Source organism: Micromonospora rifamycinica (assembly GCF_900090265.1).
Classification (GTDB): Bacteria; Actinomycetota; Actinomycetes; order Mycobacteriales; family Micromonosporaceae; genus Micromonospora; species Micromonospora rifamycinica.
This window is the reverse complement of sequence record NZ_LT607752.1, coordinates 21342-44922: the sequence shown is the minus strand read 5'-3', so window position 1 is coordinate 44922 and position 23581 is coordinate 21342. Positions and strand designations below refer to the sequence as shown.

At 70.2% G+C, this 23581-nt stretch carries 15 protein-coding genes; 4 read left to right on the top strand and 11 right to left on the bottom strand.

Annotated elements, in window-relative coordinates; translation table 11 throughout:
* Positions 1-114: 114 nt before the first annotated feature.
* From GA0070623_RS00160 to GA0070623_RS00120, 9 genes are all read right to left on the bottom strand, one after another.
* Entirely contained in the window at positions 115-888 is a 774-nt protein-coding gene (locus GA0070623_RS00160) for an SDR family oxidoreductase (protein ID WP_067301588.1), read from the bottom strand.
* A gap of 36 nt (positions 889-924) precedes the next feature.
* The gene (locus tag GA0070623_RS00155; RefSeq protein ID WP_067301591.1) at positions 925-2400 is read right to left on the bottom strand and encodes a hypothetical protein; all 1476 of its coding nucleotides are present in this window, start codon (positions 2398-2400) and stop codon (positions 925-927) included.
* Positions 2401-2477: 77 nt separating this feature from the next.
* Entirely contained in the window at positions 2478-3197 is a 720-nt protein-coding gene (locus GA0070623_RS00150) for a thioesterase II family protein (RefSeq protein ID WP_157517431.1), read from the bottom strand.
* Positions 3194-4900: an asparagine synthase (glutamine-hydrolyzing) gene (gene asnB, locus GA0070623_RS00145; RefSeq protein WP_231932604.1), complete on the bottom strand. Its 1707-nt coding sequence runs from the start codon at positions 4898-4900 to the stop codon at positions 3194-3196. The genes GA0070623_RS00150 and asnB overlap by 4 nt, the downstream gene beginning before the upstream one ends.
* Before the next feature lie 67 nt (positions 4901-4967).
* Entirely contained in the window at positions 4968-6683 is a 1716-nt protein-coding gene (locus GA0070623_RS00140) for a non-ribosomal peptide synthetase (RefSeq protein ID WP_067301598.1), read from the bottom strand.
* 17 nt (positions 6684-6700) lie between these two features.
* A complete protein-coding gene (locus GA0070623_RS00135; RefSeq protein WP_067301601.1) occupies positions 6701-7516 on the bottom strand; it encodes a fumarylacetoacetate hydrolase family protein in 816 nt (271 codons plus the stop codon).
* Complete coding sequence (locus GA0070623_RS31295; RefSeq protein ID WP_084261021.1) at positions 7513-8580, bottom strand: beta/alpha barrel domain-containing protein; 1068 nt, start codon at positions 8578-8580, stop codon at positions 7513-7515. Before GA0070623_RS31295 ends, GA0070623_RS00135 begins: the two co-directional genes overlap by 4 nt.
* Positions 8581-8836: 256 nt before the next feature.
* The gene (locus tag GA0070623_RS00125) at positions 8837-10510 is read right to left on the bottom strand and encodes an AfsR/SARP family transcriptional regulator (RefSeq protein WP_067301604.1); all 1674 of its coding nucleotides are present in this window, start codon (positions 10508-10510) and stop codon (positions 8837-8839) included.
* 826 nt (positions 10511-11336) lie between these two features.
* Positions 11337-12845: a class I tRNA ligase family protein gene (locus tag GA0070623_RS00120; protein WP_067301606.1), complete on the bottom strand. Its 1509-nt coding sequence runs from the start codon at positions 12843-12845 to the stop codon at positions 11337-11339.
* A 156-nt stretch (positions 12846-13001) separates the two neighbouring features.
* Between GA0070623_RS00120 and GA0070623_RS00110 the strand changes: the two genes are divergently transcribed.
* From GA0070623_RS00110 to GA0070623_RS00095, 4 genes are all read left to right on the top strand, one after another.
* Positions 13002-16241 carry a non-ribosomal peptide synthetase gene (locus tag GA0070623_RS00110; protein WP_231932603.1) on the top strand — a complete coding sequence of 1080 codons (3240 nt, stop codon included), beginning with the start codon at positions 13002-13004 and terminating at the stop codon, positions 16239-16241.
* Entirely contained in the window at positions 16231-17064 is an 834-nt protein-coding gene (locus GA0070623_RS00105; protein ID WP_157746943.1) for a thioesterase domain-containing protein, read from the top strand. The genes GA0070623_RS00110 and GA0070623_RS00105 overlap by 11 nt, the downstream gene beginning before the upstream one ends.
* Entirely contained in the window at positions 17061-18422 is a 1362-nt protein-coding gene (locus tag GA0070623_RS00100) for an MFS transporter (protein ID WP_084261030.1), read from the top strand. Before GA0070623_RS00105 ends, GA0070623_RS00100 begins: the two co-directional genes overlap by 4 nt.
* A gap of 174 nt (positions 18423-18596) precedes the next feature.
* Positions 18597-19379: a helix-turn-helix transcriptional regulator gene (locus tag GA0070623_RS00095; RefSeq protein ID WP_067301616.1), complete on the top strand. Its 783-nt coding sequence runs from the start codon at positions 18597-18599 to the stop codon at positions 19377-19379.
* A 113-nt stretch (positions 19380-19492) separates the two neighbouring features.
* Here the strand turns inward: GA0070623_RS00095 and GA0070623_RS00090 are convergent, their stop codons facing one another.
* Both GA0070623_RS00090 and GA0070623_RS00085 read right to left on the bottom strand, forming a co-directional pair.
* The gene (locus tag GA0070623_RS00090) at positions 19493-21529 is read right to left on the bottom strand and encodes an ABC transporter permease (RefSeq protein WP_067301619.1); all 2037 of its coding nucleotides are present in this window, start codon (positions 21527-21529) and stop codon (positions 19493-19495) included.
* Positions 21526-22962, bottom strand: a complete 1437-nt coding sequence (locus tag GA0070623_RS00085) for an extracellular solute-binding protein (RefSeq protein ID WP_231932602.1) — start codon at positions 22960-22962, stop codon at positions 21526-21528. Before GA0070623_RS00085 ends, GA0070623_RS00090 begins: the two co-directional genes overlap by 4 nt.
* Positions 22963-23581: the final 619 nt, after the last annotated feature.

Below are 23581 nucleotides of genomic sequence, written 5' to 3'. Positions count from 1 at the left end.
GCACCGGCGGCGTCGAACAGGCGGCGCAGGATGGTGCCGGCGGGCACACCGACGGCAGGAACGGAGCCGCGCCGGCGGTTCCCGTTCCTGCCGTCGGTGTGCCCCCGAACCGGGCTACAGGCTGCGGACCAGGCCGCCGTCGCACCGTAGCGCGGTCCCGGTGATGTACGAGGCCGGCGCTCCACAGAGGAACGCGGCGGTCGCCGCGAACTCCGCCGGACGGCCGTACCGGCGCGCCGGGATCGTGGCGATGGAGAGCTCCCTGGTGTCGGCGACGGTGCGGCCGCCTCGCCGGGCGTTGGCCGCGTCGACCGCCGCCGTCCGCTCGGTCTCGATGCGACCCGGCAGGAGCATGTTCACCGTGACGCCGTCCGCAGCCACCTCGGTGGCCAGCGTCTTGAGGTAACCGGCGAGCGCCGCGCGGCCCAGGTTCGACAGCGCGAGGTTCGGCAACGGGGCCGCGACCCCGCTCGAACCCACCGCGAGAATCCGCCCCCAGCGCCTCCTCCGCATGACCGGCAGCGCGTGCGACACCAACCTGACGTGCTGCCGCACCAACGCATCGAGCGCCGCGTCCACCGCGTCGACACCGATGTCCGCCGCCGCGCCCGGCCGAGGACCGGGCCCGTTGAGCACCAGGATGTCCGGTGCCGCGAATGCCGCGACCGTCGCCGCGAACAGCTCGGCCGGTCCGTCGTCGGCGAGGAGATCGACGCCGACGCCGACGGCGCGCGGCAGCGTGGCGGCAATCTGCTTCGCGAGTGCCTCCCGGCGACCGCAGACCACCGTACGCGCGCCTTCGGCGGCCAGCTGCTCGGCTATCGCCCGGCCGAGACCGCCGGTCGACGCACAGACCAGAGCCGTCCGTCCGGCAATACCGAGATCCATCCACCCTCCAGGAACGCTCTGCGGTACGGCCGCCGGTCAGCGGCCGGCGACCCGGTCCACCATCTCGTCGCCCGCGGGGTTGCGCTTCGCGGTGATCACCTTCTGGTGCGGGTCGGTCGTCATCACCCGCTGGAGAACCCGCGCCTGGTCGGAGACGTCCGTACGCGGCGACCACAGCGCCCCGTCGTGCAGGACCCGCAGGTCGTTCACGCTCAGGCCGCTGATGCGCTCCAGACGCGGCACGAGGGTGCGGTGGTCGGAGCCGGTCAGCACGGCACGGATGCGGTCCTCGTCCATCAGCAGGTCCGGGTGCTCAGCGGCCAGGAACTCGTGCAGGTGGGTCGCGCCCGCGGCGAACGGTGAATAGACCATGCAGACCAGCTGCGTGGTGGTGAGACCGAACGCGTCCTCGGCGTACTCGGTCGCCGTTCTGCGGGTGCGCTCGATGCCCTCCTCGGTGTCGTACCGCAGGCGCATCTCCTCGACCAGGTGCTCCGGGAAGTTCTTGCGACGCATCAGGCCCAGGGCGAAGTCGACGTACTGTCCCACACCCTCGCGGTAGGAGCGCTGGTACACCCGTTCGGTCCGCAGCCCGCGCAGGTGCGCCATGATCAGCGGATTCGCGCAGTCGGATTCGGTGAAGTTGAAGGCGACCTCGTCGAACACGAAGTGCAGGAAGTCCGAGAGCAGACGCCAGTGCGCGCCCGAGGCGTAGCTCGTGTAGTCGTAGATCGAGAAGAACTGCAGGGTGGCCGGGACGTCCGAGATCACCGCGCGCTCCTGGATCCGATCGACGTCGTCGGCGCCGTGGATCTCGCGGAAATAGGCGATGGCGAGCCCGTTGAGCGTCTCCAGGGTGCCCTTGAAGCCCTTCCTGCTGTCCGCCGGTTTCACGCCGGCCTCCCGGGACAGCTTGCGAATCCACAGGGCGTAGTCCCGCTGCTCCTGTGGGGAGTCACCGGTGATGATCAGGTCGACCCCGTCCCCGTGCCGGGCCGCGACGCCGAAGGAGCTGGCCACGTTCAGGTTGCAGGCGTTACAGAAGGTGGCGCGACCGTCGCCGTAGCTGCGGTGCCCGGACATGAGCATGTCGGTGCGGTTGAACTCGATCAGCCGGTGTGGCATCGGGCGGTCCCGCTCGAACGGACGGACCTGCTGGCCCTCCACCAGCAACAGCTCGACGCGCGGGTCGTCGTAGAGACCCAGCGCCTGGTAGGACCGGTCGATGTTCAGCATCACCTGGTACGGCATACCGCCGTGCCGCATGGTCACCACCCGCAGCCGGAAGGTGTCGCCGTGCCGTTCGGCGAGCGCGAGGTGGACGGCACGCACGAAGGCCACGGCATAGGCGCTGTCCTTCCCGCCACCGTAGGCCACCATGACGGTGTTCCGGGCCAGGTCGTCCTGGTACGGCAGGGACTCGTACAGGCGTGTGGCGCATTCCTCGACCGCTGGAACGTCCCGCTCCGGCAGTGCCTTCCGTAGGTCCGCCAGGACTGTCTTGCGCAGCATGAAGTGCCTCCCTGAATACCGTCACCGCGAGAGCGGTCGAAGATGTTGCGGTCCGGCCCGTCGGACGACGCGGCCGGCTATCCGTGAACGGAGACGTCCCACCGGACGGACGGCTCGCCGCGCAGCCAGGCCAGGAACGCGGCGTTGCCCAGCAGGTCGGTGTGACCGCCGGGAAAGTCCCGGTGGGCGAAGTCCCCGTGGGTCGACCGGCCCCATTCGGCGAGGCCGGCCGTCGTGGTGAGCGGATCGGTCTCGCCTCGGGCGGCGAGGATGGTGCACCGCAGCGGACCGCACCGGACCGGGTCGAACTCCCTCAGCAGGGTCAGGTCACTCATGGCGGTGTCGATGACGACCTCCCGCCATTCGCCCGAGGAGGGCAACTCCGGGTTCATCTCGTCGAGGTACGCGGCCAGGGCCGCCCGGCTCCGGGTGACCGATTCGGACACCGAGAACAGGTGGGGCGGCATCGCCCCGACGACCACCACCGCGGCCGGCCCGGTCGCGGACCTCTCCAGCTCGGCGGCCGCCGCGAAGGCGACGTACGCGCCGAAGCTGTGCCCGACGAGCACCGGCCGGACGCTTCGCCGGGCCGCCACCTGGTCGACGCAGGACCGCACCACATGGTCGAACGACAGGGCGGGCCGGCCGAAGCCCCTGCCGAACCGACCGGGATAGCAGACCAGCCAGGCCGGCGGCCCGAACGCCTGCATGAGCGGGCGCAACTCGCCACCGAAGGAGCCCGCACCGGGAAGGACGGCGATGTCCGGGCCGGTGGGAGCCCTCCTGTCCGGGGTCACGAGCCGAGACCCAGCTCGTCCATCACCAGCGAGATGCTGATGACGCCGAGGCGGTAGTCCCACTTGTCCTGCCGGTCGAGACGGCTCGGGTCCAGGCAGTTCGGCGTGAACAGGCCGGTGGCCGCGACGAGCTCACGCCAGCGGGACCAGGTCGGGCCGGTGACCGACGCCAGGTCGGGGGCGGTGAAGCCGTGCTTTCCCCGGCGCATGACCGACTCGGGAACGACGCCTTCGTAGGCGGCCCGGAGGCAGGACTTGCCCTCGAAGTCCACGACCTTCGCGTCGTCGCCCACCCGCGCGGCGGCGGCGACGACCGGGTTGCCGAGGAACGGGTACCGGCCTTCGAGAGAGGTCTTCATCAGCATGGAGTCGCCGTGGTCGCCCAGCAGGTGGCCGGAGAGCTGGACGTAGACGTCCGCGACGGAGCGCAGTTGCATCGGTGACAGGCGGCGGGCCTCCTCGTCGGAGAAGGGAATCAGCCTGGACCGCCAGAACTCGTTTCCGGTGACCGCGTCGAGAGCACTGGACGACAGGTACGCCGTCCGGCGTTCGTCGAGCCGACGCCAGTCGACCTCCCAGCTGAAATCCGGGTTACCCCATGCCTGTTCGTTCTCGGTGCGACCGGAGCGCTTGAACCGGGTCGCGCTGTCGAACGCGTACGAGTCGTAGCCGAAGAACAGTTCGTCGGCGCCCTCGCCGGACACCACACCCTTGATGCCGTTGGCGTGCACGGCCTCGGCCAGCATCATCGCGGCCACGTTGTAGGTCTCGCGCTGCGGGTAGCAACAGTGACGGACCATCTCCTCGAACCTCGACAGCACATCCTGCGGGCCGCACCGGATCTGCTCGTGTTTGCTGCCGACCTTCTCCGCGACCTCGCGCTGAAACCGGCCCTCGTCGAGCGCCGGATCGTCGAAGACGACGGAGAACGTCCGGACCGGCCGGTCGAGGAGACTGCTGCACTCCAGCACGATCGCGGTGGAGTCGAATCCACCGCTCAGATAGGCGCCGATCTCCACGTCGGCGCACAGCCGGTCCCGTGTGGACTGCCGTACGCTGTCCCGCAGCTCCTCGGCGGACACCGGCCGCCCGTGTTCCTCGACGTCGCCGTAACGCCAGTAACGGATGGTCTGGTGCCCGTCGGCGTCGAACCGGACAGCGCAGCCGGGTGGCACGGCGAGCAGCCCGGCCACGAGGGTTCGCGGCGCGACGATGTTCCCCAGCGAGAAATACTGGTCGATCGCGCCGATGTCCACCCTCCAGGCCCGGTCGAGGCACCGCACCAGTGGCTTGATCTCGGAACAGAAGTGCACCCGCGCGTCATCCGTCACGTAGTAGAGCGGGCAGATCCCGAACCGGTCCCGGGCGAGCAGCAGGGAGTTCTCGGCCCGGTCGACGATCACGGTGGCGAACTGGCCATCCACCATGGCGAGCCCGTCGATCCCGTAGCGTGCGACGAGTTCCGGGATCACGGCGACGTCGACCCCGTTGTGCCCCAGGTCGGTACCGCATCGCTCGCGGAGCGTCCGGTGGTTGAACACCTCACCGTTGGTCATGGCGAGGTAGCGACCGCTGCGGTCCTCCGCCGGCTGCCAGCCGTCCACCAGTCCGGTCATGCCCAGGCGGGCGAGCTTGGCCGACACCGTCCCGGTGTTCAGCGAGTAGGTCTCATCCGGCCCACGATGGACGATCCGGGAGTGCATGGCGGCGACGACACCACGATCGAAGCCGCCGGCCGGTGAGTATGTCCCGCAAACCCCGCACACGGCGTCACGCACTCCTCTCGGACAACTCGACGACAAGCGACTGGAGGTTCTCGGCGCGCAGGACGTCCCGGACACCGACGTCCATCCAGCCCAGTTCCTTGAGCTTCGTCACGAGGGCCAGCGTCGAGGCCGAGTCGCCTCCGATGTCGAAGAAGTTGTCCGCCAAGCTGGCGTCGGTGGTCCCGGTGAGACGGCGCACGAGCTGGAGGATCTGCTCGGCCACGGAGACCGCCGCGGCGGTGTCCGGCTCGACGCGGCGACCGGCCCGCAGCGCGTCCCGGTCCACCTTGCCGTTAGGGGTGTACGGCAGCGCGCCGATCTGCTGGATGACCGAGGGAACCTTGTAGCCGTCGAGGACCGACTCCAGGTGCCGACGTACCTCCCGGACGGTGGCCCCGCCCAGGTAGTAGCAGACCAGAGCATCCGCGGAGGCCTGAGCGAAGCCGTCGTGCGACTCGGCGGTCACCACCGACTCGACGACCCCGGGGCATCGGCAGGCGGCGCTCTCGATCTCGCCCGGGTCGATGCGGTAACCGCGCACCTTCACCTGACGATCGACCCGTTCCACGAAGAAGAGCCGTCCGTCCCGCTCTTCGACCACATCGCCGGTGCGGTAGATCCGCGCCCCGCTCCCGTCGACGAAACGCTGCACACCCGTAGGCGTCAGGTAACCGAGCGCCACACAACCGCCGGTGAGCACCAGCTCTCCCCGCGTCGCGCGGCCGCCTGCGGCGTCGTCCGCGGGTGTCGACAGCGGCTCCAGGTGGAAGGCACCCTCGCCCACCATATCCCCGAGCGGCACCCCGTCGGCGCACTCGTCGGGGGTGAGCGGGTCGGTGAGAAGACTGCAGATCGTGGTCTCGGTGGTCCCGTAGGCGTTGTGGAACGCCGCCACCTCGGACCATTTCCGCACCACAGCCGGGCGGCACGCCCCACCCCCGTTGATCACGTGCTGCAGGCACATGGTGGGCGTCGGTTCGGTCGCCGTCAGCGCGAACGGCGTGGTCTTGAGATGGGTGATCCGGAAGTCCTCGAGCGTGGCGCCCAGCATGCCGCCCGGTCGCAGCTGCTGTTCCGGGAGGACCACGAGACATGCGCCGGAGGTCAGCGTCCAGAGGATCTCCGTGATGCAGCCGTCGAAGGTCAACCGGGCGAACTGGAGCGTGCGGGACCGCGTCGTCATCGCCAGCCGCCGCACATGGTCCCGGATCACCTGCGCCAGCGGATCGAACCGGACCAGTACGCACTTGGGCTCACCGGTCGAGCCCGACGTGTGGATCGCGTAGGCGATCCGGTCCGCACCCTCCGCCGCCAGGTCGATCACCCGCGGCTGCTGCTCGTCCGCGCCCCACGGCAGCGTCGAGGCGGCGGCGATCACGGGGATCGGTGACGAGTCCGCCGTGCGGGCCACCACCTTGATGTCGAGCGAGGTGACCTTGCTCGCGTTCTGTGCTCTGCTGTCGCGCGGGTCGATGAAGACGAACGGACAGCCGGCGACCAATGCGCCGATCATGGCGACGATCGATGCGGCGCTCCGCGTGGCCTCGATCCCCACGAACTCCCCGGGGCCGGCCGTGGTCTGGAGCTTGGCGGAGAACTCGTTGACGTACTCGCCGAACTGCCGGTAGGTGATCACCTGGTCACCGGTGACGAGGGCCTCGTGCCGCCCGTGGCTCCGGATGGCGTCCTCCACCGCCGACACGATGGAACCTTGCGTCATGGTCGCTTCCCCCGCTCTCATGCCACGGTGTGTGAGAGAGTGCCCACGCCGTCGACGACAGCCTTGATCACATCGCCCGGCGTGATGACCGCCGCTCCCGGCGTACCGGTGCAGATGACGGTTCCGGCGGTGAGGGTGCGGCCGGCGGTGAAGTACTCCACCAGGTAGCCCAGGTCGTACTTCATCTCGGAGACGGGCGCGGTGGCGACAACCTCGCCGTTGCGTACCGTCGAGACGCGGATCGCCTGGAGCTCGTCGTCGTCGAACTCGTCCAGGGTCACCAGTTGTGGTCCCACGCTGCAGAAGGTGTCGAACCCCTTGGCCCAGGGGATGTAGCGGGGGTTCTCCCGGATCACGTCCTCAGCCGTCATGTCGAGGACGGCGGTGACCCCGGCGATGACCGAACGCCACGCCCCGCGGCTCACGTTCTTGCAGGCGCGACCGACGACCAGCCCCAACTCGGCCTCCGCCGTCACGCGCTTGCTCTGCGAGGGCAGCGAGATCTGCTGCCCATTGCCGATGAGGCACCCTCGCGGCCGCAGGTAGGAGCCGGGTCCGGACACCGGTTGATCGGTGTTGAGATCCGCAGAGTGACCCCGGTAGTTCAGTCCCGCGCCCCAGATGTCACCGCTGTCGAGGACGGTGGCGGCGTCGGCGAGCGTCACGTCGCCCGGCTGTCCCGCGCTGACCTGTTCCGCGATCCCGGCTCGGTGGGCCTCCCCCACCAGGTCGGTCATGAGCGTTCCCTGGACGGTGGACAGCGGCACCCAGTCGCCGTCCCGGGCGGCGAAGATCTGGTGGCCGTCCTCGACGGCGAATCGCGCCAGCCTCACCTGGCACCTCCGGCGACCGGGGCTTCCAGGGACTTCATCTCGGCCGCCAGGGCGGCGACCATCCGGTCGGCCGCCTCGCGGATGTCGTTGCGGTGCACGCTGCGCCGGGCCAGTTCGGCCGCCTTTTCCATGAGGCTCGCCGGCTCGAGACCGTACTCCGCGCAGATCTGTTCGATGAAGGGGAAGTAGCCGGAGTGCACCCCGATGACGCCGCCGAGGACCTGCAGGTTCCGGTTCTCCGGGAGTCGTTCGAGGTTGGCCCGGCAGTATCCCGCGATGCGGGCCAGGGCCTGGTAGGAGTACTTGTCCTCGCCGAGGATGCTGATGATGCTGGCGAGCGACTCGGTCTCCGCGTTGCCGGCGCCCCGACCGATCCCGTCCAACGTGCCGTCGACGATCGCGGCACCGGTCTCCAGCGCGGCCATGCTGTTCGCGTTCGCCATGCCGAGATTGTCGTGACCGTGGAAGCCGATCACCGGGCACAGGTCCCTCACCACGTCGATGTACTCCTTCACGTCGCTGGGCAGCATCGAGCCGTAGGAGTCCACGATGTACAGCCCGGCGATGTCCGGGGTGACCCCACTCAGCAGCTTGGGTATCTCCGAGGCGGGGGTGGCGCTCACCTTCATGAGGTTGAGGTAGACCTGGTCGCAGATCCCGACCGCCTCCTCGAGGTAATCCAGGTTCTCCGGCACCTGGTTGGCCTCCATGCCGATCCGGACGAATGACATGCCCTGGTCGCACAGTTCACGCAGGATCGACAGCCGGCTGAACTCCGGCTGGGCGAACATGCCCCACGACGACGAGGTGAGGTTGGACCGGGCGATCTCGCACCACCGGTCGAGTTTGATGTTGCTGGGCGTGAACCCGGCCCGCTCGGCTTCGTATCCGATACCGTGCCCGATTTCAATCTTCTGAATAGGCGTGTCGTCGAGGCGGCACAGCAGGGACGCGACGAAATTCTCGTCCATCTGGAAATTCACCGCGTAGGAGCCTTCGCGGAGGGTGGCGTCGAGAACCTCGATGGTCGGGGTCTGGAGGGGCGGGACGGGTGGCGCCGACATTATCAACTCCCGAGCTGCTCGCTTGGTGCCGGTTGTCTGGGGAGCGGTTGATTTCAAGGTTTCGGAAACCTGGATCAGCCAGCGCCGCAACCGTAGTGAGGCACGTCCTCGGACGGTCCTCGGCCATTCCCCAAGACCTGACGCCCGGCAGCGCGGAACGCGACGAAGGCGACCACCACCGAGGAGGCAGAAGGCAGACCACGGCCGGCGGGACACACCGGAGCCGGGGAACCGGTCCCGTGGGGCCGGTGCCGCCTCAGGTCAGCTGCAGGGAGTAGGCCCGAACCAGCTCGTTCATCCGGTAACGGCCCTGCCCGATCGCCTTGAGCAGGTGGAAGTCGACCAGCTCCTCGAGCAGCCGGTCGACCCGGGAGACGGACAGGCCGGCCATCCTCGCGACCTGATCAGGCTCGATGTCCTCCACATCGATGCGGCCGAGCAGCCGGAACAGTCGCTGGTGTTCGGGATCCAGCCAATAGAAGGACATGTCGAAGGCGGCGGTCAGCCCGGTGTTCTCGGTGTTCAGCTCGGCGAGCCGGGACGCGTCGTCGGCCAGCCGCGCGGCCAGGTAGGACACGCTCCAACTGGTCCGGTTGCGCAGGCGGACCGCGGCGCTGCGGATGGCGAGCGGCAGCCGTCCGCAGTGTCGCAGGATCTCGTCCACGGCCGCCGTCTCGGCGAGCGGTCGGTTGTCCCCCACCACGCTGCTGAAGAGGTCACGACCCGCCGCGATGGTGAATTCCGGCAGCGACAGCTGGCAGGTCGAGTGCAGGCTGGGCAGCCGGCGACGGCTGGTCACGATGGTCAGGCACCCGGCAGCGCCGGTCAGCAACGGCGTGATGTGGGAGGTGCTCGCGGCATCGTCGAGGATGACCAGGACACGCCTGCCGAGCAGCCAGGTGCGCCAGGCCGTGCAGCGTCCCTCCAGGTCGGGCGGGATCGCCTCGGCGGGCACGCCGGAGGTGCGCAGCAGCATGGACAGGACCGAGGACGCCTCCGCCCATCGGCCGCCTATGCCGTGTGCACCGAGGTCGACGAAGATCTGGCCGTCCGGATACGCCGCCGCGAGCCGCCGGCCCAGGTGCAGGGCGAACGCGGTCTTGCCGATACCGGCCATCCCGTCGATCGCGACGATGGCCGGTGGGGCCACGCTCAGTCCTTCGGCATGTCGCCGCAGCGCCTGCAGGACCGTGGCCTCCTCCCGCTCGCGGCCGGTGAGCCGCACCGCCTCGCCGGGCAGGGTGTGCCGTGGACGGGGCAGCTCGGGTGTCGCCTCCGGCTCGGTGGCGGCGGGCGGCAGATCGCTGCCGAGGATCCTGCGGTGCAGGTCCTTCAACTGGGTTTCGGGGTCCATGCCCAGCTCGTCGCGGAGGAGACGGCGGGTGGTGTCGAACACCCGCAACGCGTCCGCACGGGCACCCGAACGACACAGGGCGATCATCAGCTGCGCCACGAAGCGTTCGCGGAACGGGTTCTCCGCCACCGTCGCCGTCAGCTCACCGATCAGCGACGCGTGTCTGCCGAGTTCCAGTTCGAGATTGATGCACTGCTCAAGAACGGTCAGTCGCAACTCCTCGACGCTGACGACCTGGGACAGCAGCAGCGCACCGGTCAGCCCCGTCAACGCCCGGCCGCGCCAGATCGACAGGGCGGAGCGCAGGGTATCGATCTTGCGTACCGGATCGGTCTCCCGGTCGGCCAGCTCGACCTGCCTGGTGAAATCCTCCAGATCGAGTGCTGCGCCCGCACGGTCGAGCCGGTAGCCGTCACCGACGGGACTGATCGTCACACCGGTGCCGACCAGCAGGTTACGCAGGTCTGACACCGCGTTGCGGATCTGCTTGGAGGCGGTCGACGGCGCGACCTCGTCCCACACCGCGTCCACGAGCCGGGACAATGCCACCGGTTTACCGTCGGCCAGCAGGAGCATGCCCAGGACGGTCTGCTGTTTCGTTCCGTTGATCCGGATCGTCGTGTCGTTCGCCTGACAGTCGAGCGGTCCGAGGACACGAAACTGCGTAACCGGCACTAGTTACCCCCGCAAATGCGGCGATTGTCAGGCGGAACCGCTACCCGACGACGGCGGCAGGGCCTGATCTCGCCACTACGGGTAGGCGCGGAGCGGGTGGGCTGCGCAGCAACGAGCAGCGCACGGGCTCGTGGGCGCTATGGTAACGACGCCCCAGTCCGTTCGTCAACGACGATCATGACACCCAGGATCGACCGGGCCACCGTGGGTAACCGTCTCGACGACAGCCGACACGCTGCCGTGGAGCGGATGCGCCTGCGCAGGTGAACCGGCTGACCGGGGGCCGGACCGGCCGATCGGCGGTCGGCCGGTCCGACGGGGTTCGCCCGCGGGCGGCCGGGCGTCCTGCGGGGCCGGCTACCGAAGGGCGTCGTGGAGTAGCCGGGCGGTCCTCGCGCCCAGGGGGTCGTCGTTGTTCCCCGTGCACGAGTCGATGATGCCGATCGTCCCACCGGCCGGTCTTGTACGTTCTTGACGTGGCAGCCGGAGCGCGCCGCAAGAAGTGGACAAGGCCGCACAAGACTTCAGCAAGGTTCACCTCTCCACGGCCCCGGTCGACCCGGTGCGGCCGACCGGGGCCGAGACCGGGCGGGCCCGACGAGGACCGGTTTCCCCGGTGCGGCCACCGGCGGAGGACGGCCGCTGCGGTGCCCGCCGCGCACCGCGTGTCGCATCCCCCGACTACGGCGGGCCGGGCACCACCGGCCGCGGCACTGATCGAGCCCGGTCACATCGTGAACGTTCCTTCGAGCGCGTCCGCGGAGAATCCTTCGGGCAGCGGAAGTCCCAGGAGCACGAACAGGGCGGTCAGGAACGCGGCCCGCTCGGACTCGCCGATCGCGCCGCCGCGGCGGACGGTCTTCGCGGTCGGACCGACCGCCTTGAAGGCGGCCGCGAAGTCGGCGGTGGAGAGCGCCGTGAAGATCTGCCCGGCCACCGGGGACGGTGCGCTCTCCAGTTCCCCGCCGCCGACGCCCATCGCCGCGTGGTCCTTCGCGATCCGTCCGATCTGCTCGCCCAGCTGGGGCTTCACCGAGACCGTCTCGTCCGGCCGGCCGGCGACGAGCAGCGAGGCGTCCAGCCACTGCGGCTCCACGCCCTGCGCGGAGCCGATGCGGGCCACCGGCACCACCAGAACCGGCGCGTGCTTGACATTGAGGTCGAACATCAGCAGACGCAGCCACAGCAGGTCGGCTCCGACCGCGTCCGCGGGGCAGACCAGTATGGACGCCGCCTCGAATTCGGTCGCCGCGCTGAGGAGCGGCGTGGCCCGCAGCGACGCGGACACGGCCGCGGCCGTCCCGGCCTCTGCGGTGAAGCTGCGCGCCCGCAACCCGGGCGACCAGCGGATCTCTCCGGCGGGGTCTGCTGTCACCACGGCGAGCGGTACCCGACCGAGCGAGAAGGACTCGCCCCGCTCGGCGTGACCGGCCTCGGTCAGGTCACTCAGGTATGCGTCGACCGCCTGCTCGTGGCTGAGGCCGTCGTGCCGGCCCGCCCGGAGCGTCATCCCGGTCTTGATGACCGGCGGCGTCAGCCAGCTGGCCGGATCGGCACCGGGTTCGTGCGGTCCGAGACCGAACCGGACCGGAAGCCCGACGCTGCGCGCGAACTCCAGGTCGGCAACCGAGTGCGCCGGGTTGACGATGACCGCGCCCGTGCCGAACTCGGGCTTGACCCAGTCCGCGACCCACACCGGCAGCAGATCGCCGTGCAACGGATGGCGCACGAGGCGGCCACTGAAGTAGGGACGCGGACGCACCTCGCTCCCCGCGAGCATCTCGTGGTCCGGGTGGACGGCCACCGCGCAGGCGGCGGTGAACGGCGACCAGTCGGTCGTGAACGTGCTGAGCGCCCCGCCGCTCGCCGCACCCGTCACGGGATCGACGAACGGTAGGCGGAAGACCGCCCCGGGTGCCCGGCGCAGCGCCTTCTTCTGCTTGGCGTCCAGCCGGGCGCCCCAGGAGGACGTCGATCCGCCTGCCACCGCGGCGAGCGCGGCCGGCGAGGGCGCATAGGCCAGCGTCCAGGGCCCGGCCTCCTCGTCCTCGGCGCTCACCGCGAGTCTTCCCGCGGACGCCAGGGCGCGCAGCAGTCCCACGGCCGGGCTGGCAGGTGCCGGGGCCGAGGAGCGCAGGAGCGTGCCGAGTCTCTCGCAGGCGGCGGTCACCGCTCTCAGCCGCCGCTCGTGGAGCTCATCCAGAGGGGCGCCGATCGTCAGGACCTTGCTGGTCATCTCTGCCTCCACCGTCGCTGAATCGCCAGGAACACCCGGACATAGTAAGGGCCGAAATATCCCCCGCAAATACGCGGCTGGCGGTTGGAAAAAGGTCAGGAACGTACAAGACGTGAGGTGCGGAAGCCGCGACCATAGCGCCGACAGGACTGTCCGGTGTCTCATCGGTTTGGAGCGGGTGCAGTGATCGCAAATGACGGCTCGGAAACTCGGCTGGCACGGCTGTCGGTGGGCCAGGAACAGCTGTGGTTTCTCGAGCAGATGGCACCCGGGCTCGCCACGTACAACGTCTCGGTGGCCCATCGGATTCGCGGGCCGTTGAACATCGCAGCACTCAGGACCGCTCTCACCGCACTCGTCCGGCGGCACGAGTTGCTGCGGGGAACGGTTACCACCGTCGACGGGGTGCCGGGGATGGTGATCACTCCATTCTCGGATGTGCCGCTGCCGATCAGCGATCTGAGCGACGAGACGCCCGAAACACGTGAGGCCGCGCTCGCAGCGGGCCTGCGCGAGCACTCCGCCCGGGCGTTCGACCTCACCGGTGGCCCGCTGTACCGGTTCAAGCTGTTCCGGTGCGGCCCGGACGAACACGTGCTGTCGCTCTCCTTCCACCACATCGTCACCGACGGATGGTCGACCAGCCTGCTGCTCAGGCAGCTGACGGACGAGTACGCCGCCGCCCTGGCCGGCACCGAGCCGGCCCCGCCCAAGCCCGCCGACTCGGCCGCGGCGGTGCGGTATCTCGACTTCGCCGCCGCGCAGCGCGCCGCACTCGACAACGGCGACCTGGAGGAGCAGCTCCGGTACTGGCACGGGCAGTTGGACGGGGCCGCTCCGCTGGAACTGCCCACCGATCGGCCGCGCCCGGCCGAACCGAGTTTCGCCAGCGGAACCGCGAGCGCCGAGCTGCCCGTCGAGCTCGTCCGTGCGCTGGCCACCGGCGAGGGCGTGTCCCCGTTCGTGGTCCTGTCGGCCGCGCTGCTCGTGCTCCTCAACCGGTACAGCGGGCACGACGACATCTGCCTGGGCACTGCCACTCTCGGCCGGACCGACCCGGACCTGGAGCAGGTGGTCGGTTACTTCACGAACATGGTGGTGCTGCGCACCACCCTGCACGACGACCCCAGCTTCACCGAGCTCGTGGCGCGGGTCGCGGACACCATGCTCGACGGGTACGACAACCAGGACGTGCCGTTCGAACGCGTCGTCGACCGTCTCCGCCCGCACCGCGACCCGGGTCGCAATCCGCTGTTCGGGGTCTGCGCCCAGTTCCTCACCGAATTCACTGCCGGAACCGCTCTGGACCTGCCCGGACTGACCACGGAGGCCATCGACGCGCCGTCGCTCGGCGCGCGCTTCGACCTGTCGTTGACGTTCGTCGAGTCACCGGACCGGCTGCGGGTGTTCGTCGAGTACGCCCTCGACCTCTTCGACGACTGGCGGGTCGAGGCCCTGGTCCGTCACCTCACGCAGGTGCTCTCGGCAGCCTGCGGACAGCCCACGCGGCCGGTGTCGGAACTGCCGTTGCTCGACGAGGAGGAGATCGGGGCGCTGTTGGCGGCCGGCACCGGTCAGCTGCTCGTCCATGCCGACGAGCCGGTCCACGCCGCTATCGCCCGTAGGGCGCAGGAGCAGCCCGACCAGGTCGCCGCCGTGTACGAGGACGACAGTTTGACGTACCGCGAGCTGGACCGCAGGGCGTTCGAGCTGGCCGCGTTCCTGCGCGGCCGGGGCGTGCGCGACGGCCAGGTCGTGGCCGTGGCGGTGGAGCGTGACCTCGACGCGCTCGTCGCGCTGCTCGGCGTCCTCCGGGCGGGTGCCGCCTTCGCGATCATGGATCCCTCGCACCCCGCGGGCCGACTGGAGTACATCCTGAGGGACACGGCTGCGCCGGTCGTGCTGACGCAGAGCCGCGTCCGGGACCGCATTCCGGAGACGGGTCCGTGGTCGATCGTGGAGATCGACCAGGAACGCGCGGCATTCGTCGAGGCGGGGGCCGCGGCGGAGCCCTGGGCCGAGGTCGGCAGGGATGCGCTCGCCTACGTCCTGTACACCTCGGGCTCGACCGGCCGGCCCAAGGGCGTGCTCATCGAACACCGCGCACTGCAGTCGTTCATCGCCTCCTACCGTCGGGTCTTCGACCTGCGGTCGGACGACCGGATGCTCCAGTTGGCGGCGCTGGCGTTCGACATGTCCCAGGGGGAGATCTTCGCCGGTCTCACCGCCGGAGCGAGTCTGGTCCTCGTCGACAAGGAGACCGGGACCTCGCCCGCCGCACTCGCCGCGCTCATGCGCCGGCAGCGGGTCACCTACATCTGCATGTCTCCGGCGATGTTGGCGCTGGTCGAGGGTGGACCGTACCCCGATCTGCGCAAGATCATGGCGGGTGGCGAGGCGGTACCGGCCGAGATGGTCGCCAAGTGGAACCTGCCGGGACGCCGTCTGATCAACTGCTACGGTCCCACCGAGGCAGCCGTCGGCTGCACCTCCTACGAATGCCCGCACGAGCCCGCGCGCAGCGCGCCGCCGATCGGCAAACCCTTCACCGACCGACGGATGTACGTGGTCGACAAGGCCGGTCGGTTGGTTCCCCGCGGCGTTCCCGGGGAGTTGCTGATCGGCGGTGCGGAGGGCCTCGCCCGCGGCTACCTCAACCAGCCGGAGCTGACCGCCAGGGCGTTCGTCGAGGATCCGTTCCACCCCGGTGGCCGGGTGTACCGCAGCGGCGACATCGTGCGCTGGAACCGGGACTACCAGTTGGAGTTCCTCGGTCGCGGCGACGGACAGGTGAAGATGCGGGGCCTGCGGATCGAGTTGGAGGAGATCGAGTCCGCGCTGATGTCGCACCCGGATGTCGGCGTCGCCGCGGTGGCGATGCGGCTGGACCGGCGGGGTGAGGCCCGCCTGGTCGGCTACGCCTCCCCCGCCGCCGACCGGCAGCCGGTCGCCACGGAACTGCGCGCCCACCTCGCCGAACGACTGCCCGACTACATGATCCCGACGGCCTGGGTGTTCCTGGACAGCCTGCCGTTGACCACCGCCCGGAAGGTGGATCGCAAGGCCCTGCCGGATCCGGTCGACGCCGATCCCGAGCAGGACTACGTCGCCCCGGAGGGCGGCACCGAGACGGCTGTCGCCCGGATCTACGCCGAGGTGCTCGAAGTCGACCGGGTGAGTGCGGCGGTGGCGTTCTTTGCGGCCGGTGGGAACTCGCTGCAGGCGATGCGGGTGGTCAGCCGCCTGGGCAAGGAATTCGGCGTGAAGCTGCGGATGCGCAGCATGTTCGCCGATGCCACGGTGCGTTCGGTCGCGGCCGAGGTGGACCGGCTGGTCGCGGCGCGGCCGACGAGGGCGGTCCAGCAGGCCGAAGCAGGGGCCGACCGTGCATTCTGACCTGCTGGTGCCGTTCGGCGCGGGGGATGGTGACGCGGCGCCCCTGTACTGCGTGCACTCCGCCTCCGGCTCCGCCTACACCTACCTCCCACTGGTCGGCGCGCTCGGTGGTCGACGGGTCGTGGGCATCGAGGCACCGGGGTATGACGGCGACGGCCTGCCCCCCGCTGATCTGCGCGAACTCGCGGACCGCTACGCCCGCGCCGTGGCGGACGACTGCGGGAGGCGACAGGCGTGCCTGCTCGGCTGGTCCATGGGCGGTTCGGTCGCGTACGCCATGGCCTGGCGGCTGCGGGCGCTGGGAGTCGTCGTGCCGCTCGTGGTGATCGTCGACGCACTGATGCACCACGCCGAGCCGACACCCCCGGTGCGCGAGATTCTCACCAGGTTCGCCGTCGATCTGGCTACGGAGGGGGGTGGCGGTCGGGCTGAGGAGGGCGTCGTCGCCGCGCTGCGGGCCTGGTCGTCGGACGCTCCCGTCACGGAAGCCTGGGGACTGCTGCGCCGCGCCGACCTGGTCCCCGAGGAGTTGGACGCCGAGACGCTCGCTCGCCGGTTCGAGGTGTTCCGCCGCAACGTCGAGGCCCTGCACCGGTACGCGCCGGAACCCGGTTACCCCGACCCGGTGCTGGTCATCGACGGCGAGGATTCGCCGCGTGGACCGCTGCGGTGGGCGGACGTGGCAACGCGGGTACGCACCGTGACGGTGCCGGGCGATCACTTCTCGCTCTGGCGGGGTGCGGGCCTGGCGGCGTTGGGTGCGCGGCTGAAGGAGGCGCTACGCGAGGCGTGTGCGGCGCCGGCCCGGGAGGTCCGGACGTGACGGCGCCGGCCGGGGTGGGGTCGGGTGACACCGTGGTCCGGCGGAGCCTCTGGCACAACCGGGATTTCGTCACGTTCTGGTCGGGCGAGACCCTGTCGTTGTTCGGCACGCAGATCACCGTTCTGGCACTTCCGCTGACTGCGGTGATCACCCTCGATGCCCAGCCCGAGCAGCTCGGCATCCTACGGTTCCTGCAGATGGTGCCGTACCTGCTGTTCGGGCCGCTGTTCGGGGTCTGGGTCGACCGTCACCGCCGCCGTACGGCGATGATCGGGGCGAACGTCGTCCGCATGGTGCTGATCGGGCTGATACCGGTGCTGGCCGGGCTCGGTCAACTCAACATGCCCGTACTTCTCATGATCACCTTCTGTGTCGGGATGGGTGCGGTGCTGTTCGACATCAGCTGGATGTCGTTCGTACCCACCCTGATTCGCGATCCCGGGTACCTTGTCGATGCCAACTCCAAGCTCGCCGCGACGTCCGCGACCGCCGACGCGGCCGGACCCGGCGTGGCGGGAGCGCTGGTGAACCTGCTGTCCGCGCCCGTCGCGATGGCCGCGAACGCGGTCACCTACCTCGGCTCGGTGATCTCCCTGCTGCTCATCCGTACCGAGGAGAAGCCACCGCCGGCCACGGTGAAGCGGCGGATCCGCACGGAGCTGGCGCAGGGGTTCGCGTTCGTCGCGCGGAACCGCCTGGTGCGGTGGATCGCCCTGGTCGGTGGCCTGGCGAACTTCTTCCTCTCCGCCACGCAGCCGATGTTCATCCTGTTCGCGGTGCGCGAACAGGACGTCCCCTCCTCGATGTTGGGCCTGATCTTCTCGATCGGCGCGGGTGGCGGGATCATCGGCGGGATGATCTGCCGTCGGCTGATCGAACGGCTGCACCTCGGCCGGGTCTACGCGGGCGCGCTCTGCGTGGCGTTCGTCCCCGCACTGCTGCTGCCGGCGGCCAGCGGGCCGACCCTCGTCCTGGGCGTCCTGTACACGGTCGCCTGGTTCCTCGGGTCACTGGGGCTCACGATGGTCAACATCGTGATCATGAGCGTGCGGCAGAACGTGACGCCGCCGTCGTTGCTGGGCCGCATGAACGCGGCGGTACGTGCCGTGATGTTCGGGCTCGGTGCGCTCGGTGGCCCGGTCGCGGGTCTGATCGCGGCCACGGCCGGGGTGCGGGAGGCCCTCTGGATCTCGACCGGCTGCTCGGGGGTGTTCGTGCTGTGCGGAGTCGCGCTGTCGCCGCTCACCAGGATGCGTACGATGCCGGGAGCCGCGACCGACCCGGCGGACCAGGCGGACGGGCCGGATCATGCCGGGCCTGGATCCCGCCCCCCGTCCGTGCCGGAGATGGCCGACTGAGCTCCGCGCCGCCACGCCGGGGATGCGTGCCGGGCTTCCCGGCTCCGGCCGGGCCGTCCGGCGGGACGGCACCGAACAGCCACGACGCCGGTCGGGTCCACGGTGCGTCCCGGCACCGCCGACGGGGGCGCGAGCCGGCGGAACGGCAGTGGCAGGCTCTTGTACGTTGATGTCGTGGACGCGGGTCAGCGGGTGACGGCGTGGCGACCGGCCGTGGAGGGCATCGTCGAGGTGCTCCACGCCCGGTTCACCGGTCACACGTACCCGATGCACACCCATGACTGCTGGACGCTGCTCATCGTGGACGACGGCGTGATCGAGTACGACCTGAACCGTACCCATCACGGCGTGCTGCGGTCCCAGGTGACACTGCTGCCTCCCGACGTGGCGCACGACGGTCGGGCCGCGACCGCGGCCGGCTTCCGCAAACGGGTGCTCTACCTCGATCCGGCGACCCTCGACACCGGCCTCATCGGGGCCGCCGTGGACGCGCCCATCCTGACGGAGCCGGCACTGCGGCAGCGGGTGCACTGGCTGCACCAGGCGCTGGCTCAGCCCGGTGAGGAGTTCGCCGCGCAGAGCCGGTTCTCGCTCATCCGCGAGGGGCTCGCCCAGCACCTCCGCCCGACTCCCCTCTCCCGACCCGAACCGGCCCTGGCCCGCCGGCTGCGCCGCCTGCTGGACGAGCGGACGGTGGACGGGGTGACGCTGGAGCTGGCCGCCCGGGAGTTCGACGTCAGTCCGGCGCACCTGGTGCGGTCGTTCACCGGCGCGTACGGGCTGGCGCCGCACGCGTACCTGACCGGGCGGCGCATCGACGCGGCCCGCCGGCTGCTGTTGCGCGGCGTACCGGCGGGCCAGGTCGCGGCCGCGACCGGCTTCTACGACCAGCCGCACCTGACCCGCCACTTCCGCCGCTACCTGGGCGTGACCCCGGGCCGGTACGCCGCCGGGTGACGCCTGCCCGCGCCGCCGCTCGCCGAGGCTCCTCGACGCCCCGACAGCGGAGCGGGCTGCGGCCCGGCGGCCGGTGCCCGACACCCGTGATCCGGGCGGGCGGAAGCCCCGGTTCAGCCCTTCACCGCGCCCGCGGTGAGCCCCTCGGTCAGGAAGCGCTGGCCGAAGGCGTACATGAGCACCACGGGGATGCTGACGAGCAGCGACGCGGCGGCGAGTTGCCCCTGCGGCACGACATCTCCGGTGATCATCGACTGCATGCCCACGGGGAGGGTCTTGTACTCGTCCTTGGTGATGAACACGAAGGCGAAGAGGAACTCGTTCCAGGCGTTGGTCAGGGTGAACAGCCCGACCGCCAGCAGGCCCGGCTTGGCCAGCGGCAGCACCACCCGGCGGAACGCCTGCAGGCGGGTGCAGCCGTCGACCAGCGCGGCCTCCTCCAACTCGACGGGGATCGACGCGAAGTACCCCGCCAGCAACCAGGTCGCGAACGGCAGGGTGAAGGTCGGATACGTCACGACCAGCGACCACAACGAGTCGGTGAGCCGCATCCCGATGAGCAGTTGATACAGCGGGATGAACAGCAGCGCGCCCGGCATCACGTAGGTGATCAGGACCGTGACGGTGAAACCCTGTGCCCCACGGAACCGCAGCCGGGCCAGCGCGTAGCCGGCCAGGGCGGCGCAGACCAGCGCCACCGCGGTGGACGCCACGGACACCAGCACCGTGTTGAGGTACCAGCGGCCGAACGGCTTGGTGGCGAAGAGGTCGGTGAACTGCTGGGTGGTCCACGGTGTCGGCCACAGGTCGCGGGCGTGCATGACGATCTGACCGTCGGACTTGAAGGCGGTGACGAAGATCCAGTACAGCGGGGCCAGGACGAAGACCAGCAGCCCGGCCAGGGCTACCCAGGACGCCAACCCCGACACCAGCGACGACGCCCGGCGACTCCCCCGGGCACCGAGGGCCGAGACCACCCGGCCGACCGCCGCCGCGATCAGCAGGAACACCCCGAGGAGCACCGCCGCCTTCCAGAAGATGTGCGGTGACGCCCAGGCCAGCAGGGCGACGGTCGCCGCCGCGACGGCCCACGGCAGGGCGGTGCGGACCGTGCGGACGGTACGGGGCGGCCGGGCCGGCCGGGTCCTGCGGGCACGTCGGGACGGGGCCACGCCCGAGTCCCGGCGCAACAGCCGGACCAGCAGGAACACCAGCACGCCGATGACCGGCAGCATGACGAGGGTGACCGCCGCTCCCGCGCCGTACTGGAGTTGCAGGATCGCCTTCGAGTACGCGACCAGCACGTACGGTGCCGTCGCGTCGCCCGGACCGCCCTGGGTCAGCAACCAGATGAGGTCGAAGTTGTTGAACGTCCAGATCGACGACAGGGTCACCGTCACGGTGATCACGTGGCGCAGTCCGGGCAGCGTCACGTGGAGGAACCGCCGCCACGGTGAGGCCCCGTCGACGGTCGCCGCCTCGTACAGCTCGGTGGGGATGGCCTTCAACCCGGCGAGGAAGGCGACGGTGAAGAACGGCACCCCCTTCCACACGTTGACGCCGATCACCGACGGCATGGCCAGCGACGCCTCGGACAGCCAGCCCGCGGGCCAGCTGTCGACCAGGTGTGCCCGCACCAGCAGCGGCCCGATCCCCGACCCGGTGAGCAGCGTGTTGACGCTGCCGAAGATCGGGTCGAGCAGCGAGCGCCAACTGAACGCGGTGACCACCGTGGGCACCACCCACGGCAGCAGGAGCAGCCCGGCCAGCACGGCCCGTCCCCGGCGTCGGTGGTGCAGCAGCAGGGCCGCGGACAGCCCGAGCACCACCTTGAACACCTCGGCGTACGCGGTGAAGACGAACGAGTTCACCACGCCCGTGTGGAACTGCTCGTCGTCGGTCAGGGCGAGGTAGTTGGCCAGGCCGACGAAGACGCTGTCCTGGCCGTGCCGTTCCGTCGTGCTGGTCACCACGGACCAGGCGATCGGCAGCAGCACCAGCACCCCGACCAGCACCGCGGTGGGGGCCAGGAACGTCGCCGCCAGCCGCCAGTCGCGGCCCAGTCGCCGCCCCGGCGCGGTACGGGGGCCGGGCCTCGGCCGTGGCGATGCTCCTGACGCCGGGGCGGGCGCCGGGCGGACCGAGGTCACTGCGGCAGCCCCTGCTGGGTGAAGATCTGCACCATCCTGGCGTGGGCGGCCCGCACCGCCTGCGCGGGCGACGTGCCCTGGATGACCTGCTGCATCAGGTCGGTGAGGACGTACGCGCCGACGGCGGCCTGCTGTCCCGCGCTGGCCTTCTGCGGGAAGTCCAGGCCGTTCTTCGTCGACAGCGGCAGCTTCTGTTGGGTGATCCTGCGCATGATGGGGAACGCCGGGTCGCCGCTGGTGAAGAACGGGTCGGCGTCCCAGACCTTCTCCCAGGCCGGCAGCGCCAGCCCCGGCGCCTCCTTCGCCACGCCGACGAGCGCGGGCGCGGTGACCAGGTACTGGGTCAGGAGCTTGGCCAGGGCGGGGTTCTTGGCACCCTTGAAGATGACGAAGCCCTGGGACTGGCCGAGCAGCAGGGAGTTGTCGGTGGCGGGGCCGGTGCAGTCGGCGAAGACGTGGGTGTTGGCGTAGACGGGGTTCTTCTTGGTCTTGGAGTCCGCGTAGACGCTGAACTGGTTGCGGGTGTAGCCGAGGATGCCGGCGAGCCAGTTCTCGTTGTTGCTGGAGTCGGTCCAGGCGGCCACCCCCGGCGGCAGCATCGGCTTGTACCGGGGATTGGTGTAGATGTCGGCGAGGAAGGTCACCGCCTGCACCGTCTCGGGCGAGTCGAAGGTGACCTTCCGGCCGTCGTTGGAGGCGATCGCCCCGCCGTACGAGTTGATCAGCGCCTCGATCATGCCGTTGGCGTCCCCGGACCGGTTCACGGTCATGCCCCAGCCGAACCGCCGCTTGCCGGGGTCGGAGATCGCCAGGCAGAGGTCCCGCAGCTCCTCCCAGGTGTAGACGTCCTTGGGAGTGATGCCCTCGTCGCTCATCCAGTCCTTGCGCAGGAAGGATCCGATGCCGATGAAGTGGTAGGGGATGGCGAACCACCTGCCGTCGAAGACGCAGAAGTTCTTGGACTCGGCGGTGGGCTCGCCGTACGTCGCCGTCAGCGCCTGGACGACGTCCGTCACGTCCTCCAGGTCGCCGAGCGCCTGGAACTGGGCGACGAACCGCGAGTCGGTCATGAACGCGAGGTCACGTGCCACGCCACCCTGGACCTCGGCATGGATCTTGGCGACCACGTCCCCGGCGTCGGCCTGGACCAGGCTGTTTTCGATCTTCGTGCCGGTGGTGTCGGCGAACTTCCTGATCGAGGCGTCGAGAGCCGCGTTCGCCGCCTCCGAGTAGAGCTTCTGCGACAGCATCCCCATCGAGGAGCCCTTCAACGCCGTCGCGGCGTCGACGAGTTCCTGCGGAACCTCGGCCTGCACCCTGGGCGTGGACGGCGAGGTGTCTCCGCACGCGGCGAGGCCGGCCGCGCCGAGCAGTCCCACCCCCATTCCCAGAAAGCCCCGCCGGGACCGCACCGCACCGTCCTTCATGGACATCCGCCTCCTCCGTCTCGCCTCACCGCGACCCGCCGGGGAAACCGGGGACGTTCCGCCCCGCCCGGTGGACGTCTGCGAGGTGGCGCCCGAGGACGATTCTCTGGCCGAATGTCCTCAGCCGCCGCTGGCACGTCGTCATCGAAATCGGAAAGCTGTCCCGCCGCCGGCAGGACCTCCCCGGCCTGCCCCGCGCTACCCGTGCCCCGGGCGGCGGAATGTCGGCCGGGACGGCGCTGCGCTCACCCTACACATTTCGGAAAGTCACGACCAGGCCTCCCGGGAACCGGAGGACAATTCATCATGATCAATAGAATTGCCCGACAGGCGATCCGCTCTCCTGCACCAGTACATCGACCATGGTCAGAGCGTCATCCGCCCGGCCGAGCCCCGCCGACCCGCCGGCCGACCCGCCCGGTGACCCGCGGGGCGGGCGTGCGGGGGCGGAGTCGTGGCACCCGGTCGACGAGCAGCACACCGGTTCCACCACCCCGGGTGGCCCGATCCACCACCCCGGGGTGGCCCGCCGCGACCGGCACGCTCCTCCGCCCCGGCGGCCGGGCCTGCCGCCGCGGTCAGCGACGTCAGCCCACGTCAATGCGTGAGCGGTAACCCATATGGT

Excerpts from the sequence above, each read along its gene's own strand:
- GA0070623_RS00160 (WP_067301588.1), bottom strand. The coding sequence starts at position 888 with ATGGATCTCGGTATTGCCGGACGGACGGCTCTGGTCTGTGCGTCGACC.
- GA0070623_RS00155 (WP_067301591.1), bottom strand. The coding sequence starts at position 2,400 with ATGCTGCGCAAGACAGTCCTGGCGGACCTACGGAAGGCACTGCCGGAG.
- asnB (WP_231932604.1), bottom strand. The coding sequence starts at position 4,900 with ATGCACTCCCGGATCGTCCATCGTGGGCCGGATGAGACCTACTCGCTG.
- GA0070623_RS00140 (WP_067301598.1), bottom strand. The coding sequence starts at position 6,683 with ATGACGCAAGGTTCCATCGTGTCGGCGGTGGAGGACGCCATCCGGAGC.
- GA0070623_RS31295 (WP_084261021.1), bottom strand. The coding sequence starts at position 8,580 with ATGTCGGCGCCACCCGTCCCGCCCCTCCAGACCCCGACCATCGAGGTT.
- GA0070623_RS00125 (WP_067301604.1), bottom strand. The coding sequence starts at position 10,510 with ATGCTCCTGCTGGCCGACGGTAAACCGGTGGCATTGTCCCGGCTCGTG.
- GA0070623_RS00120 (WP_067301606.1), bottom strand. The coding sequence starts at position 12,845 with ATGACCAGCAAGGTCCTGACGATCGGCGCCCCTCTGGATGAGCTCCAC.
- GA0070623_RS00085 (WP_231932602.1), bottom strand. The coding sequence starts at position 22,962 with ATGTCCATGAAGGACGGTGCGGTGCGGTCCCGGCGGGGCTTTCTGGGA.